The organism is Pseudomonas sp. PDM19 (genome assembly GCF_014852215.1).
GTDB lineage: Bacteria > Pseudomonadota > Gammaproteobacteria > Pseudomonadales > Pseudomonadaceae > Pseudomonas.
This window is the reverse complement of the sequence record NZ_JACVBG010000005.1, coordinates 104,105-118,783: the sequence shown is the minus strand read 5'-3', so window position 1 is coordinate 118,783 and position 14,679 is coordinate 104,105. Positions and strand designations below refer to the sequence as shown.

Genomic DNA, 14,679 nt, shown 5'->3' with positions numbered 1-14,679 from the left:
CCCGTCGGCTTTTGCTGCCGGTCGCCCGCTTTTCGGCGTCGTTCTACAATCGGACGACCCTTTTCGCGGAAAGCCTCGCCATGTCCGACCCTGTGCTGATCATCGGTTCCTTCCTCTCGCCCTATGTGCGCAAGGCGCTGGTCCTGCTGGAAATGAAGGGCGTCGATTACCGCGTCGACTCCGTCGTGCCGTTCTTCGGCAACGAGGCCTTCGAGCGCCTCAGCCCGCTTCGCCAGGTGCCGGTGCTGGTGGACGGCGAGCTGGTGCTGAACGACTCCTCGGTGATCTGCCAGTACCTGGAAGAGCGTTATCCACAGCCGGCGCTGTACCCGGTGGATATCGCCGTTCGCGCCCGTGCGCGCTGGATCGAGGAGTTCGCCGACAGCCGCATGGGCCAGGTGTTGATCTGGCAGCTGTTCGACCAGTTGGTGATCGGTCGCGGCGTGTGGGGCCGTGAGCCGGACGCCGCCGTGTTGGAGAAGACCTACCAGCACGACCTGCCGGCAGTATTCGATTACCTGGAGGCGCAGTTGCCGGAGAACGGCTGGTTGTTCGGTGAGCTGTCCATCGCCGACATCAGCGTCGCCTGCTTCATGCGCAACGCGCAGTTCGCCCGCTACGAGCTGGATGCCCGGCGCTGGCCGAAACTGGCGGCCATGCTTGCCGCGGCCTTCGCGCTGCCGGCGTTCCAGAAGCTCAACCAGTTCGAACGCGCCATCGCCCGCACGCCCATCGCCCAGCAGCGCGAGGCGCTGATTGCCGCCGGCGCGCCGGTCAGTGAAGTCAGCCATATGCGCGAACAGCCGGTGCGCGGGCCGATGAGCCGCAGCTGATCAGGCCTGCTGCAGAAAGCTCCAGAGTCGTTGCGCGACCGGGCCGTGGGCGCGGTCGCGCAGGCGCGCGGCGACCAGCTCCTCGCGACGGCCGGGCAGGTGGGGGCCGCTGAGATCGCGCAGGCGACCGTCGGCCAGCTCCTCGGCAATCAGGTGGCGCGGCAGATGGCCCCAGGCGAGGCCGTGCAGCACCAGCTCCTTCTTCATCGCCTGGTCCGGCACCGTGCATTGCGGCGCACCTTCCAGGGTGAAGAAGTCCACCGGCGGCGAGTGCCGGGCGCTGTCGCGCATCACGCACTGGGTGAGCGAACGCAGGTGCTCCGGGCGGAGGTCCGTGATGTCCGTCAGCAGCCCCGGCGCTATCACCGGGATGAAGTCCACTTCGCCCAGGTCCAGCCACTCCAGGCGTGGGTCGGCCTTGTCCACGCGGTGCAGGACCAATTCGGCCTCGCCATCGAGCAGCCGCTCCAGTGGCCCGCTGACGCTTTCGAAGTACAGCTGCAGCCGCGTGCGGGGTTGCGTGGCGAAGAAGCGTGCAAGCTTTTCCAGCAGGGAGGGGCGCGGGCAGAAGTCGCCGAGCACCACCCGTAGTTCGCTTTCTTCACCGGCTGCCAGGTGCGCAGCGTGGTCGCGCAGGCTGCCCAGCTCGCGCAGCAGGCCTCGGGCGCGGCGGTGGAAGGATTCGCCGGCGGCGGTCAGGGCGACGCGGTAGCCGCTGCGGTCCAGCAGCTCGAAGCCGAGCTGGCGCTCCAGGCGGGCCAAGGCGGCGAAAACCGCCGGGTGAGAACGATGCAATTGCAGGGCGGCGGCCTGGAAGCCGCCGGCTTCGACCACCGCGTCGAAGCACTGCAGGTCGTGCAGGGTGAAGTCGTGCATGTCAGCTTTCCTGACAGAGATCGTCCGGTCTTTGTAATTTCTTCCAGAGTGCGCTGCAACTAGCCTCGTCTCACACCCCTTGAGGAGAGGCTGCCATGAGCCCGCTGCACTATCTGACTACCCGCGACAGCGCCCGCATCGCCTATCGCCTGGACGGCCCCGCCGAACGCCCCCTGCTGGTGCTGTCCAACTCCATCGGCACCGACCTGCACATGTGGGGCGGGCAGGTCGCTGCGTTGAGCGAACACTTCCGCGTGCTGCGCTACGACGCTCGCGGGCACGGCGCCTCCAGCGTTCCCGCGGGTCCCTATTCACTGGCGCGGTTGGGAGAAGACGTGATCGAGCTGCTCGATTCGCTCGGCGTTCAGCGTGCGCATTTCCTCGGCCTTTCCCTCGGCGGTTTCGTCGGCCAGTGGCTGGCGCTGAATGCTCCGCAGCGCATCGGGCGATTGGTGCTGGCGAACACCTCCGCCTGGCTCGGGCCGCAGGATCAGTGGGATGAGCGCATCGCCGAGGTACTGGCGGCGGAGGATATGCAGGGCACCGCGGCTATCTTCCTCACCAACTGGTTCCCGGCAGCCTGGCTGGATTCGCGGCGGCCGGAGGTGGAGCCGTTCCGTGCCACGCTGCTGGCGACCAACCGACATGGGCTGGCCGGCTCCTTTGCTGCTGTGCAGGAAACCGATCTGCGCAGCGCCTTGCGTGACGTGCGCCTGCCCACGCTGGTGATCGCCGGTCAGTTCGACACGGTGACCGCCGCGGACCACAGCGAGCTGATAGCCCGGGCGATCCCCGGCGCGCGCCTGTTCACGCTGCCGGCGGTGCACCTGTCGAACATCGAGTTTCCCCGCGAGTTCGAAGGGGCGGTGCTGGATTTCCTGCTGGCGCCCTGAACGAACAAGGCCGCCCGAGGGCGGCCTTGTCGTTTGTCCACAAGCATCAGTGATGTGCAGCATCCACCGCGATGGGCTCGCCGGAGACGTCCGCGTAGCGGCGCTTGCGATCGGCCAGGGTGTAGTGGATCAGCGCGCCGAGGCCGGCGCCGAAGAACCAGGAGAACTGCGACAGCGCATCGAACGCCGGAATCAGTGCCAGCACGATGGCGATCAGCGCGGCCGGGACGAACGCCGCCACGGCGCGCAGGTTCACGCCGCCGCTGTAGTGGTAGCTGGCGTCGCGGCTCTCGCTGTACAGCTCGGGCAGGTTCACCCGGCTGCGGCGCACCAGGTAGTAGTCGGTGACGATGATCCCGTACAGCGGGCCGAGCAGCGCGCCCAGGCCGCCGAGGAAATACACGATCACCGCCGGGCTGTTGTACAGGTGCCAGGGCAGGATCAGCACCGCGATGGTGGCGCTGAGCAGGCCGGCGCGCCGGAAGTTCAGCAGGTTCGGCGCGAGGTTGGTGAGCACGTAGGCCGGGGCGACGAAGTTGGCCATGATATTCACCGCCACGGTGACGATCAGGAAGGCCAGGCAGGCCAGCACCAGGCCGAAGGTGTTGGGGATCGCGGCGACGATTTCCGTGGGGTTCTGCACGAGCTTGCCGTCGATGCTGAACTGCGCGCCGGCCAGCACCACGGCGATCAGCGCGAAGCCCAGCATGTTCACCGGCAGGCCCCAGAAGTTGCCGACGCTGATGGTGCGGCGGTCCGGGCAGTTGCGGGTGAAGTCGCAGAAATTCAGGATCATGGTGCCGTATAGCGAGACCCACAGCGCGGCGGCGCCCAGGACTTTCAGCCACATGGCCGAGCCGGTCGGCGCGTTGCCGCTGGACCAGGAGATCGACAGGCCGGCGCGCCAGTACATCCAGCCGGCGAGGCTGGCGAAGGCCACCAGAATGATAGGACCGGCGAAGGATTCGTAGCGGCGCACCATCTCCATGCCGTAGGCGAAGATCACCAGCTGCACGCACCAGATGCCGAGGAAGGTGATCCAGCCGAGGGTCGACAGGCCGAGGATCGAGTCCTGGTCGTAGGCCGCAAGGCTCGGCGCGATGGTGCTGAGCAGCACGCGCAGGACCACCGAGGCGAGGTAGGTCTGGATGCCGAACCAGGCGATGGCGATCACCGCTCGGATCAGCGCCGGCAACTGCGCGCCGTGGATGCCGAAGCTGATGCGGCACATCACCGGATAGGGCAGGCCGGTCTTCTGGCCCATGTAGCCGGACAGGTTCATCAGGCCGTAGATCACCAGCGCGCCGAGGGCGAAGGCGGCGAGGATCTGCGCGCCGCTCATGCCCAGCGCGAAGAGGCCGATGGCGAAGGAATAGTTGGCGATGTTGTGTACATCGTTGGTCCACAGTGCGAACAGGCTGTAGCGCCCCCAGTTGCGGCCGGCGGCCCTGGTCGGGGCCAGGTCGGCGCTGTACAGGCGCGGGCTCAGGGTTGGCGCGGCAGTCTTCGCGCAGGCCGCGCCATCGACAGGTTGGGCAGGGGAAACGCCGGACAGGTGGGTAGGGCTGGAGTTCATGGGCTGCTCGGTTTGTATGCACGGCTTTTTGTGGTTTGTGTTCAAAGCCAATTCCATGCCAGTGCAACGCTCCGCCGCCTTCCAGACCCCGCTGCAGGCAGCTTCGAATCCCGCTTGAGCCCTTTATTGGTGCGGTCTTGGTGGCTGTCCAGGTGGTCAGGAAATTAAATTTCCATAGCAATCATTGACTTGCGAGTCAGGTTGGTTGTGATTCTCGGATGTGCGGGGTGGGGATTTTGTACACAATAATTGTGCACATGCGTTACGTGTCCGATTCCCTGTGGTCGGAATGCCTCGCGGGGGGGGGGGGGGGCGTCCACCATTGGCTGGGCGTAGTGTCGATTCCCGATCAGCAGCCATAAAAAAACCGCCCCGGAGGGCGGTTTCTTCAACGCTTGGCGATGTTCTTACAGACCGTTCTTGGCCTTGAACTCGCGGCGGCGGCGGTGCAGGACCGGCTCGGTGTAGCCGTTGGGCTGCTTGGCACCTTCGAGGACCAGTTCCAGTGCAGCCTGGAACGCCACGTTGTCGTCGAAGTTCGGCGCCATCGCGCGGTACTGGGCGTCACCGGCGTTCTGGCGATCCACCACCGACGCCATGCGCTTGAGGCTTTCCAGCACCTGCTCCTGGGTGACTACGCCGTGGCGCAGCCAGTTGGCCAGCAGCTGGCTGGAGATACGCAGGGTGGCGCGGTCTTCCATCAGGCCGACGTCATTGATGTCCGGCACCTTGGAGCAGCCGACGCCCTGGTCGATCCAGCGGACCACGTAGCCGAGGATGCCCTGGGCGTTGTTGTCCAGCTCGTTCTTGATCTCTTCCGCGCTCCAGTTGGTGTTGGGGGCGAGCGGAATGGTCAGGATGTCGTCCACCGAAGCCGGCGCGCGCTTGGCCAGTTCGGCCTGACGAGCGAACACGTCGACCTTGTGGTAGTGCAGCGCATGCAGGGTGGCGGCGGTCGGCGACGGAACCCAGGCGGTGTTGGCGCCGGCCAGCGGGTGAGCGATCTTCTGCTCGAGCATGGCGGCCATCAGGTCGGGCATGGCCCACATGCCCTTGCCGATCTGGGCCTTGCCCTGCAGGCCGGTGGCCAGGCCGACGTCGACGTTGTTGTTTTCGTAGGAACCGATCCACGTCTCGGTCTTCATGGCGCCCTTGCGCACCATGGCGCCGGCTTCCATGGAGGTGTGGATTTCGTCACCGGTGCGGTCGAGGAAGCCGGTGTTGATGAACACCACGCGCTCGGCGGCGGCCTTGATGCAGGCCTTCAGGTTGACGGTGGTGCGGCGCTCTTCGTCCATGATGCCGACTTTCAGCGTGTTGCGCGGCAGGCCCAGCAGGTCCTCGACGCGGCTGAAGATCTCGGCGGCGAAGGCGACTTCTTCCGGGCCGTGCATCTTCGGCTTCACGATGTACACGCTGCCGGTGCGGCTGTTCTTGCGGGTCGCGCTGCCGTTCAGGTTGTGAATGGCGATCAGGCTGGTGAACAGGCCGTCCTGGATACCTTCGGGCACTTCGTTGCCCTGGGCGTCGAGGATCGCCGGGTTGGTCATCAGGTGGCCAACGTTACGCACGAACAGCAGGGAGCGGCCATGCAGGCTCAGCTCGGAACCGTCGGCCCTGGTGTAGACGCGGTCGGGGTTCATGGTACGGGTGAAGGTGCTGCCGCCCTTGGAAACCTGCTCGGCGAGGTCGCCTTTCATCAGGCCCAGCCAGTTACGGTAGACCACGACCTTGTCGTCGGCGTCGACGGCGGCCACGGAGTCTTCGCAGTCCATGATGGTGGTCAGCGCGGACTCCATCAGGACGTCTTTCACGCCAGCGGCATCGGTCTGGCCGATCGGGCTGGTCGGGTCGATCTGGATTTCGAAGTGCAGGCCGTTGTGCTTGAGCAGCACGGCCTTCGGCTTGGCGGCTTCGCCCTGGAAGGCGAGGAACTGAGCGGCGTTCTTCAGGCCGGTCTCGCTGCCGTTCTTCAGGGTCACGGCCAGTGCGCCGTTCTTCACGACGTAGGCGGTGGCGTCGACGTGGGAGCCGGATTCCAGTGCGGCGGCTTCGTCGAGGAAGGCGCGGGCGAAGGCGATCACCTTGTCACCGCGGACCTTGTTGTAGCCCTTGCCCTTCTCGGCGCCGTTCTCTTCGCTGATCGCGTCGGTGCCGTACAGTGCGTCGTACAGCGAGCCCCAGCGGGCGTTGGCGGCGTTCAGGGCGAAGCGCGCGTTCATCACCGGCACTACCAGCTGCGGGCCGGCCATGCGGGCGATTTCGTCGTCGACGTTCTGCGGGCTGGCCTGGAAGTCGGCCGGCTCGGGCAGCAGGTAACCGATTTCCTGCAGGAAGGCCTTGTAGGCGACCGCATCATGCGGCTTGCCGGCGCGGGCCTGGTGCCAGCCATCGACTTTCGCCTGGATGTCATCGCGCTTGGCGAGCAGGGCCTTGTTCTTGGGGGCCAGGTCGTTGATTACGGTTTCTACGCCCGCCCAGAACTTGCCGGACTCGATGCCGGTGCCGGGAATGGCTTCGTTGTTCACGAAGTCGAAAAGGACTTTGGCGACCTGCAGGCCACCGACTTGAACGCGTTCAGTCATTGCTTGCCTCACTCTGCTCAGGACCAGCTCTGGACACAGGCAAAACGCCTTGTAGTCCGAGCCGCGGAATACTACATGATGCCGTGGGAAAAATCAGTGGGCTAGCGTCGCGGTTAGACCAAAGTACGCATATCAGTCACGTAGCAGGTCTTATGTTCGCAAATATTATCTGGATTGTTCCAGATAAATCTTAAAACTGTACACGCATTCCCCGGATGGGTACCTGTGGCAGCCCGTCGCAGCCGGCTAACCTCGCCGTGCCTATACTGCTTCTTCCCTCCTGGAGAATCCCGCATGTCCGTGACGCTTGCCACCCCCACCGATCTGGATGACCTGGTTCCGCTGTTTTCCGGCTACCTCGATTTCTACGAGGTGCCCGCGCCCCACGCGAGGATTCGCGAGTTTCTCGGGGCGCGCATCGGCAGCGGGCAGTCCACGGTATTCATCGCGCGCAGCATCGATGGGTTGGCGGTAGGCTTCGTGCAGCTGTACCCGTTCTTCGCTTCCCTGGCGCTGCAGGCGTCGTGGTTGATCAGTGACCTCTACGTGCTGCCCGCTGCGCGCCGCGATGGCTATGGCGAGGCGCTGATGAACGCCGCCCGCGCCCACGGCGAAGCCACCGGCGCCTGCGGCCTGATGCTGGAGACGGCGAAGACCAACCACGCTGGCCAGTCGCTGTACGAGCGCCTGGGCTACAAGCGGGACGACAAGTTCTACACCTATTGGCTGGACCTCACGGCCTAGCCCTTCGCGGAGACTGCTCATGGACCACCTCGTATTGACCGTCATCGCCCAGGACCAGCCCGGTCTGGTGGAGCGCGTGGCCAAATGCATCGCCGCCCACGGCGGCAACTGGCTGGAAAGCCGCATGTCGCGCATGGCCGGGCAGTTCGCCGGGATCCTTCGCGTAGCAGTGCCTGCCGAGGGCTATGACGAGCTGGTGGAAGGTCTGCAGGAGCTGAGCGAGCACGGCATCCGCGTGCTGCTGGCGGAGAGCGGCATCGAGCCGGCCTGCAACTGGAAGCCGATCCATCTCGACCTGGTGGGCAACGACCGCCCCGGCATCGTCCGCGATATCACCCAGCTGCTGGCCGAGCATGGCGTGAACCTGGAGAGCCTGACCACCGAGGTGCTCCCCGCGCCCATGAGCAGCGAGCCGCTGTTCCATGCCGAGGCGCTGCTGGCCGTGCCGCTGACCCTGCCGTTGGAAACCCTGCAGCAGAAGCTGGAAGAGCTGGCCGATGACCTGATGGTGGAGCTGAATTTCCACAGCGGGGAATGACGGCCTCACTCTGAGTACGATTCTTGTGGAAAAACCTGTGGGCTCTCTGTTGATGGATCGACATAGGGCCCATTTTACATGGGCTTCACGCCAATCCGTTTATCCACTTCCTGCTTCGCGGCTGTGCACAGATTGCGGGGGTCGCGCCGTGGGCATTTTGTTGATAAGTCTCTGCATCCCGCTATTACCGTGGTCTTGGGCGATGTGGTCATTTTTCGTACAGATGGCGCGCGACGAATAGGGCGCTGCGGGCCAGGCAACCGCTGTGCACAAATACACTGGAAGAATCTGTGGAGAAACCGTTCATGAAACGCTGCAGGGCACGTTGGCTCTGGGTTTCACAGGGTTGTCCACTTTCTGCGCAGACGGCTCTGCTGCATCCACACGAAGCGGGGATCAGCCTGTGGAAAAGCCGGGGGAATATTCATGCAGGCCAGAGCTTGCGGGGCTTCTGAGGTGTTGATCAATTCTTGATCAGTGGCCGGCTCGCGCCTGGGGAAAGGGGCGGTGTGAAACGCTTGGCAGGACGGCCTGTGGAAGAGCTGGCCGTTATCCCCGCAATCGCGGGATAGAGCTGTGGACAATCTGCGGGTGACTGCCTGCAAGTCACGGCTGGCGTGGCTTTCAGGCAGTGGATCAATTAATGATCAGTCTCCGCGGGCGAGGCGGTACCAGATGTCCACGCTGTAGACGACCAGGCCTGCCCAGATGCAGCAGAGGGAAATCAGCCGTGTGGTGTCCAGATGTTCGCCGAACAGCAGGATCGCCTGCAGCAGCACCAGGGTCGGCGCCAGGTACTGCAGGAAGCCGAGGGTTGCATAAGGAAGGTGGCGTGCGGCGGCGTTGAAGCACACCAGCGGCACCAGGGTGATCGGGCCGGCGGCGGCGAGCCAGATGGCGTCCTTGGTGGTCCAGAAGTCCGCATGCACGCTCGGGCCATCGGCGAACAGCACGAGGTAGCCGATCGCCAGCGGCAGCAGGATCCAGGTTTCCACCACCAGCCCCGGCAGCGCGGCGACTGGCGCCTGCTTGCGGATCAGCCCGTAGAAGCCGAAGGTCAGCGCCAGCGCCAGGGATACCCAGGGCAGGCTGCCCAGTTGCCACAGCTGCTGCGCCACGCCCAGCGCGGCGAGGCCGACCGCGACCCACTGCAGCGGGCGCAGGCGTTCGCGCAGGATCACCAGGCCCAGCAATACGTTGATCAGCGGGTTGATGTAGTAGCCCAGGCTGGCCTCGATCATGTGGCCGTTGTTCACCGCCCAGACGTAGACCAGCCAGTTGCTGGCGATCAGCAGGCCGCTGGCGGTGAGCACCGCGATGCGCTTGGGGTTCTCGCGCAGCTCGCGCCACCAGCCGGGGTGTTTCCACACCAGCAGGAGCAGGGCGCCGAACACCGCCGACCAGATGGCCCGGTGGGTGATGATTTCCAGGGCGGGGATGCGTTCGAGCAGCTTGAAGTAGATCGGGAAGAGTCCCCAGATGACGTAGGCAGTCAAGCCCAGGGCGTAGCCCCGGCGGGGGTTGGCGGTGGCCATGGAACATCCTTGGTTAGGCAGCTAATGAGTGGCTGCACAATTCTAGGGCGCTCGTGCTGGCTTGTCTGTGCCGCTTCGCTGGATGTCCCGGTGGCGCTGGCGAATGTGCGTAACGATGCCGTTACGGGTTGTGGATAACGCCACGCCAGCGAAGTCGACCTGTAGGAGCGGGCCATGGCCGCGATCGCGCCCATGGGGCACTCCTGCAGGGAGTCAGTCGGATATCCACGATTGGGTGACGAAATGCGGAAATCAGAACAGCCGCAACGGTTCCTCATCCAGCGCTGCCAGCTGCTCGCGCAGCACCAGCACCTGTTCGCCCCAGTAACGCTCGGTGCCGAACCAGGGGAAGCTCGGCGGGAATGCCGGGTCGTCCCAGCGGCGCGCCAGCCAGGCGCTGTAGTGCATCAGGCGCAGGGCGCGCAGGCCCTCGATCAGCGGCAGCTCGCGCGGGTCGAAGTCGTGGAATTCCTGGTAGCCGTCGACCAGTTCCGAGAGCTGTCCGAGGCGCTCCTGGCGCTCGCCGGCGAGCATCATCCACAGGTCCTGCACGGCCGGACCCATGCGGCAGTCGTCGAGGTCGACGACGTGGAAGGTCTCGTCGCGGCACAGCAGGTTGCCGGGGTGGCAGTCGCCGTGCATGCGGATGGGCGAGTACTTCGTCCGGGCGTAGAGGTCGTCGATCTTCTTCAGCAGGTCGCGGGCCACGGACTCGTAGGCCGGCAGCAGGCTCCTGGGAATGAAGTTGCCGTCCAGCAGGGTGGCCAGGGACTGGTGGCCGAAGTTCTGTGGCGTCAGCGCCTCGCGGTGCTCGAACGGGCGATTGGCGCCCACGGCGTGCAGGCGGCCGAGCAGTTGGCCGAGGCGATACAACTGGTCGAGGTTGCCCGGCTCCGGCGCGCGGCCGCCACGACGGGGGAACAGGGTGAAGCGAAAGCCGGCGTGTTCGAAGAGGGTCATGCCCTCGTGCACCAGCGGCGCCACCACCGGGACTTCACATTCGGCCAGTTCGGCGGAGAAGGCGTGCTCCTCGAGGATCGCCTCGGTGGTCCAGCGGCCGGGGCGGTAGAACTTGGCGATCAGCGGCTCGCTGTCCTCGATGCCTACCTGGTAGACGCGGTTCTCGTAGCTGTTGAGCGCGAGTACGCGAGCGTCGCTGAGGAAACCGATGCTTTCCACCGCATCCAGCACCAGGTCGGGGGTGAGGTCGGAAAAGGGATGGGACATGGCGACGTTCCGGCAATGGTAAAGCTGCCTAGTTTACCCAGTCCGCCCTGTTTGGGTGCGCAGTCGCCTCAGTGGTCGGCGCAGTGTTTTTTCAGGTACTCGACGAAGTCCGTGGCGAGCGCCCGGCGCTCGCCCTTCACCAGGGTCAGCTTCTGCATCGTGCGGGCTTTGCACTCGAGCCTTTGCGAGGGCTTGTCGGTATTGTGCAGCGGCGTCAGCAGCAGGTCGTAGGGTGTGCCCTGGCGGACCTGTTCGGCGAGTTCGCCTTCGCCGCCGCCGATCAGCAGGACCTTGTTGTGGGTGGCGAGCTGGTACTGGTCAACCAGTGGTTCCAGCGTCGGCATCAGTTCGGTGCTGGCGCCGACCCGCAGGACATCGGGGCCGGCCTGGCTGACCAGGGGCAGGGAAAGCAGGAACGGCAGGGCAAGCAGGGCGAGCGAGCGGCGCATGGTGGGAGCTCCGATTGACCACGGCCCCGCCCGACCTCGGGCGGGACACAGGCGGTTATTGGAGCGCGCCGCGCACTCGTCGGGCTTGATATGAGGCAGGGAAACCCATTTGCCGGGGCGACTACAGCGGCGTGCCGAGGATCACCTGCGCCGGGGAGAACTGCGCGCGCACCGCCGAACCGGCTTGCAGGCCGAGGATTTCGATGCGCTCCGGGTCGGTCAGGGCGCAGAGCATCTGGCCGCTGGGCAGCTGGATGCGCACTTCGCTGGGGCCGTCTTCGGCTTCGCGGATGTCATCGACGTGGCCTTCCAGCGCGTTCAGGCCCTCCGGGCAGGGGATGTGCGGCAGGTCGACGTAGAGCCAGCCGGCCTTCATCAGCGCCACCACCGGCACGCCGTCGGCCAGTTCCAGCTTCTCGGTGCTTTCGCGGGTGACCCGCGCCTGGATGCGCGAGCCGCCAGGCAGTTCGATGCACACCAGGTCGTTCAGGCCGGACGGCTCCACCGAGCAGACGCGCCCGTGAAGCTGGTTGCGCGCGCTGGTGCGCATCATCAGGCGGCCGATCAGTTCCAGGTCGGCCTGGTGCTCGACGTGCTCGACAATGTGCTCGCGCAGGGCTTCCAGGCGCTGGTAGAGCGCCAGCAGGCGTTCGCCCTCGGCGGTCAGGCGCGCGCCTCCACCGCCCTTGCCGCCGACGCTGCGTTCCACCAGCGGCCGGTCGGAGAGGTTGTTCAGTTCATCGATGGCGTCCCAGGCGGTCTTGTAGCTCATCCCGGCGGCCTTGGCGGCGTGGGTGATCGAGCCGAGCTGGGCGATCTGCGCCAGCAGGGCGATGCGCTGCGGGCGGCGGGTAACGTGTTGGGTCAACAGGCTGAGGGTGGTCATGGTTTCGCGAGTACTTATTGGTATGCGACGAGGCTCCGTTGCTGGCGTGCAAAACGCAAGGGGCAGATGTCGGGAATGTGGTCCAACGGTCGTCTATTCCGGGGCTGGTGTGCGTGCCAGGCAATAGACGTCGACCCGCCGCGCACCAGCACGACGCAACAGGCGGGCGATGCGCTCGGCGGTGGCGCCAGTGGTCAGCACGTCGTCCACCAGCGCCAGGTGCAGGCCTTCGACGCTCGCGCCAGCGGCCAGGGTGAAGGCGTTGCGCAGGTTCTTCTTGCGGGTGACGGCGTCCAGGCCTTGCTGGGCCGGGGTGTCCTGCGTGCGGCGGACGAGCTGGTTATCCACAGGCAGATGCAGCGGCGCGGCCAGCCAGTCGGCCAACAGTTGCGCCTGGTTGAAGCCCCGTTGCCGCTCGCGCCGGCGCGACAGTGGCACGGGGATCAGCCGGTCCGGGCGCGGCAATCCTTCATCAAAGGCATGCAGCAGGTGGCGTTCGAGCAACTGGCCGAGCAGGCGTCCGAGCGGGGCATTGGTCTGGTGCTTGAAGCGGGTGACCAGCGCATCGACGGGGAAGCCGTAGCGCAGCGGTGTCTCGACCCGGTGAAAAGCCGGAGCGTGGCGCAAACACTGGCCGCAGGTCAGTCCGGAAGCTGGGAGGGGAAGGGCGCAGACCGCGCAGTGCCCGGCGAGCCACGGCAGGTCATCGTCGCAGCCGGCGCAGAGGGGCAGGGCGGCCTGTTCCGCCGCCCCGCCGCAAAGAAGACATTGCACGCGAGGGCGCCACCAGACGGGGCGCCATTGAGATATCCACATTCAGCCCCTCCATGGGCGGGGCGTTCAGGGGTTAGCGGCTCAGTGAATCAGCCAGCTCAATACCACCAGGCCCAGCACCGTCCAGATCAGCCCGCCGAAGATCGAGCGCCGCAGGAAGGCGCGGATGCCACTGTAGAGCAGCAGCAGGCCGATGAAGAGCAGGACGAAGCTGAAGATCGAGACGTCGATTCCCACAGCCCGCGCCAGGCCGTGGAAGAAGTCGTCCATGGCGCGCCACAGGCCGCCGAGCACGCCCGATAGCAGATCGACGATGAAGCGGATGGCCTTGCCGACCATCTGGCCAAGGCCGTCGAAGAATCCTTCTGTTCCCATCTGGGGTCTGACTCCTGAGTGTTCTGCCTGATTGGAGCGGCAATGGGGCGGATCGGTTCAGCCGCAGCCGCAACGAGATCGTCGTGGCTGATCAATAAATGGTCACTTGTCGACCTGTGTCGCGAGAGTGGTTGACAGCGTCACAGCTCCACATATGATGCCTTGAGCCTGATTTCCCCGGTGGCGCGCCGCCGGGGCACCCTAGACAAGAGGCGCCCCCAAGCGTCGAAGGACTTTGCCGATGAGTGCCACCGCAGCCCAAGTAACCCGCCACGACTGGACCCTTGCCGAAGTCCGCGCCCTGTTCGAACAGCCCTTCAATGACCTGCTGTTCCAGGCGCAGACCATGCACCGCGCGCATTTCGACCCGAACCGCGTACAGGTGTCCACCCTGCTGTCGATCAAGACCGGCGCCTGCCCGGAAGACTGCAAATATTGCCCGCAGTCCGGCCACTACAACACTGGTCTGGACAAGGAAAAGCTGATGGAAGTGCAGAAGGTGCTGCAGGCCGCTGCCGAAGCCAAGGCCATCGGCTCCACGCGCTTCTGCATGGGCGCCGCCTGGAAGCATCCGTCGGCCAAGGACATGCCCTACGTGCTGGAAATGGTCAAGGGCGTGAAGAAGCTTGGCCTGGAAACCTGCATGACCCTGGGCAAGCTGACTCAGGAGCAGACCCAGTCGCTGGCTGAAGCGGGCCTGGACTACTACAACCACAACCTCGATACCTCGCCGGAGTTCTACGGCAACATCATCACCACCCGCACCTACGGCGAGCGCCTGCAGACCCTGGCCTACGTGCGCGAGGCGGGGATGAAGATCTGCTCCGGCGGCATCCTCGGCATGGGCGAGTCGGTGGACGACCGCGCCGGCCTGCTGATCCAGCTGGCCAACCTGCCCGAGCACCCGGAATCGGTGCCGATCAACATGCTGGTGAAAGTGAAGGGCACCCCGCTGGCCGAAGAGAAGGATGTCGATCCGTTCGACTTCATCCGCACCCTGGCGGTCGCCCGCCTCATGATGCCGAAATCCCACGTGCGCCTGTCCGCCGGTCGCGAGCAGATGAACGAGCAGATGCAGGCCCTGGCCTTCATGGCCGGCGCCAACTCGATTTTCTACGGCGAGAAGCTGCTGACCACCACCAACCCGCAGGCCGAGAAGGACATGCAGCTGTTCGCGCGTCTGGGCATCAAGCCCGAAGAGCGCGAGGAGCACGCCGACGAGGTGCACCAGGCCGCCATCGAGCAGGCACTGGTGGAACAACGCGACTCCCAGCTGTTCTATAACGCGGCTGTTTAAAGCCGCTGCAGGCTACAGGCGGTAGGCCGCAGGCGGAGTGTCGCCGCCTGCTGTGGCTTAGCCTGCTGCCTATAGCCTGCCGCCTGGAGCC

14 protein-coding genes are annotated in these 14,679 nt (G+C 65.4%); 5 read left to right on the top strand and 9 right to left on the bottom strand.

Annotated elements, in window-relative coordinates:
- Positions 1–80: 80 nt before the first annotated feature.
- Positions 81–833, top strand: coding sequence for a glutathione S-transferase family protein (locus IB273_RS26925; protein ID WP_192225452.1), 753 nt, complete (start codon positions 81–83; stop codon positions 831–833).
- Here IB273_RS26925 and IB273_RS26920 read toward each other — a convergent pair whose 3' ends face one another.
- Positions 834–1,709 carry a LysR family transcriptional regulator gene (locus tag IB273_RS26920; RefSeq protein WP_192225451.1) on the bottom strand — a complete coding sequence of 292 codons (876 nt, stop codon included), beginning with the start codon at positions 1,707–1,709 and terminating at the stop codon, positions 834–836.
- Between the two features lie 95 nt (positions 1,710–1,804).
- On the opposite strand from IB273_RS26920, the gene pcaD reads away from it, so the two are divergent.
- On the top strand, positions 1,805–2,602 hold the full coding sequence (pcaD, locus tag IB273_RS26915) for a 3-oxoadipate enol-lactonase (protein WP_192225450.1): 798 nt from the start codon (positions 1,805–1,807) through the stop codon (positions 2,600–2,602).
- Positions 2,603–2,648: 46 nt separating this feature from the next.
- Here the strand turns inward: pcaD and IB273_RS26910 are convergent, their stop codons facing one another.
- Both IB273_RS26910 and IB273_RS26905 read right to left on the bottom strand, forming a co-directional pair.
- Positions 2,649–4,178, bottom strand: a complete 1,530-nt coding sequence (locus tag IB273_RS26910; RefSeq protein ID WP_192225449.1) for an NCS1 family nucleobase:cation symporter-1 — start codon at positions 4,176–4,178, stop codon at positions 2,649–2,651.
- A gap of 407 nt (positions 4,179–4,585) precedes the next feature.
- Positions 4,586–6,763, bottom strand: a complete 2,178-nt coding sequence (locus IB273_RS26905; protein ID WP_192225448.1) for a malate synthase G — start codon at positions 6,761–6,763, stop codon at positions 4,586–4,588.
- Positions 6,764–7,057: 294 nt separating this feature from the next.
- On the opposite strand from IB273_RS26905, the gene IB273_RS26900 reads away from it, so the two are divergent.
- Positions 7,058–7,507: a GNAT family N-acetyltransferase gene (locus tag IB273_RS26900; RefSeq protein WP_081519665.1), complete on the top strand. Its 450-nt coding sequence runs from the start codon at positions 7,058–7,060 to the stop codon at positions 7,505–7,507.
- A 19-nt stretch (positions 7,508–7,526) separates the two neighbouring features.
- Positions 7,527–8,045, top strand: a complete 519-nt coding sequence (locus IB273_RS26895) for a glycine cleavage system protein R (protein ID WP_045212798.1) — start codon at positions 7,527–7,529, stop codon at positions 8,043–8,045.
- 647 nt (positions 8,046–8,692) lie between these two features.
- Here IB273_RS26895 and rarD read toward each other — a convergent pair.
- The 6 genes from rarD to IB273_RS26865 all read right to left on the bottom strand — a co-directional run bounded on the left by rarD (position 8,693) and on the right by IB273_RS26865 (position 13,291).
- Positions 8,693–9,580 carry an EamA family transporter RarD gene (gene rarD, locus IB273_RS26890; protein ID WP_081519666.1) on the bottom strand — a complete coding sequence of 296 codons (888 nt, stop codon included), beginning with the start codon at positions 9,578–9,580 and terminating at the stop codon, positions 8,693–8,695.
- 252 nt (positions 9,581–9,832) lie between these two features.
- Positions 9,833–10,807, bottom strand: coding sequence for a serine/threonine protein kinase (locus tag IB273_RS26885; protein ID WP_192225447.1), 975 nt, complete (start codon positions 10,805–10,807; stop codon positions 9,833–9,835).
- Positions 10,808–10,875: 68 nt separating this feature from the next.
- Positions 10,876–11,256 carry a substrate-binding domain-containing protein gene (locus IB273_RS26880; RefSeq protein WP_192225446.1) on the bottom strand — a complete coding sequence of 127 codons (381 nt, stop codon included), beginning with the start codon at positions 11,254–11,256 and terminating at the stop codon, positions 10,876–10,878.
- Positions 11,257–11,377: 121 nt separating this feature from the next.
- Positions 11,378–12,142 carry a TOBE domain-containing protein gene (locus IB273_RS26875; RefSeq protein ID WP_138213040.1) on the bottom strand — a complete coding sequence of 255 codons (765 nt, stop codon included), beginning with the start codon at positions 12,140–12,142 and terminating at the stop codon, positions 11,378–11,380.
- A 93-nt stretch (positions 12,143–12,235) separates the two neighbouring features.
- Positions 12,236–12,958, bottom strand: a complete 723-nt coding sequence (locus tag IB273_RS26870) for a ComF family protein (protein WP_192225445.1) — start codon at positions 12,956–12,958, stop codon at positions 12,236–12,238.
- A 39-nt stretch (positions 12,959–12,997) separates the two neighbouring features.
- Positions 12,998–13,291: a hypothetical protein gene (locus tag IB273_RS26865; RefSeq protein ID WP_081519671.1), complete on the bottom strand. Its 294-nt coding sequence runs from the start codon at positions 13,289–13,291 to the stop codon at positions 12,998–13,000.
- Positions 13,292–13,532: 241 nt separating this feature from the next.
- Here IB273_RS26865 and bioB point away from each other — a divergent pair, with 241 nt between their 5' ends.
- Positions 13,533–14,588, top strand: coding sequence for a biotin synthase BioB (bioB, locus tag IB273_RS26860; RefSeq protein ID WP_192225444.1), 1,056 nt, complete (start codon positions 13,533–13,535; stop codon positions 14,586–14,588).
- The last annotated feature ends 91 nt before the right edge of the window (positions 14,589–14,679 follow it).

Coding starts and splice junctions, on each gene's coding strand:
- IB273_RS26925 (WP_192225452.1), top strand. CDS start 81: ATGTCCGACCCTGTGCTGATCATCGGTTCCTTCCTCTCGCCCTATGTG.
- IB273_RS26920 (WP_192225451.1), bottom strand. CDS start 1,709: ATGCACGACTTCACCCTGCACGACCTGCAGTGCTTCGACGCGGTGGTC.
- pcaD (WP_192225450.1), top strand. CDS start 1,805: ATGAGCCCGCTGCACTATCTGACTACCCGCGACAGCGCCCGCATCGCC.
- IB273_RS26910 (WP_192225449.1), bottom strand. CDS start 4,178: ATGAACTCCAGCCCTACCCACCTGTCCGGCGTTTCCCCTGCCCAACCT.
- IB273_RS26905 (WP_192225448.1), bottom strand. CDS start 6,763: ATGACTGAACGCGTTCAAGTCGGTGGCCTGCAGGTCGCCAAAGTCCTT.
- IB273_RS26900 (WP_081519665.1), top strand. CDS start 7,058: ATGTCCGTGACGCTTGCCACCCCCACCGATCTGGATGACCTGGTTCCG.
- IB273_RS26895 (WP_045212798.1), top strand. CDS start 7,527: ATGGACCACCTCGTATTGACCGTCATCGCCCAGGACCAGCCCGGTCTG.
- rarD (WP_081519666.1), bottom strand. CDS start 9,580: ATGGCCACCGCCAACCCCCGCCGGGGCTACGCCCTGGGCTTGACTGCC.
- IB273_RS26885 (WP_192225447.1), bottom strand. CDS start 10,807: ATGTCCCATCCCTTTTCCGACCTCACCCCCGACCTGGTGCTGGATGCG.
- IB273_RS26880 (WP_192225446.1), bottom strand. CDS start 11,256: ATGCGCCGCTCGCTCGCCCTGCTTGCCCTGCCGTTCCTGCTTTCCCTG.
- IB273_RS26875 (WP_138213040.1), bottom strand. CDS start 12,142: ATGACCACCCTCAGCCTGTTGACCCAACACGTTACCCGCCGCCCGCAG.
- IB273_RS26870 (WP_192225445.1), bottom strand. CDS start 12,958: ATGTGGATATCTCAATGGCGCCCCGTCTGGTGGCGCCCTCGCGTGCAA.
- IB273_RS26865 (WP_081519671.1), bottom strand. CDS start 13,291: ATGGGAACAGAAGGATTCTTCGACGGCCTTGGCCAGATGGTCGGCAAG.
- bioB (WP_192225444.1), top strand. CDS start 13,533: ATGAGTGCCACCGCAGCCCAAGTAACCCGCCACGACTGGACCCTTGCC.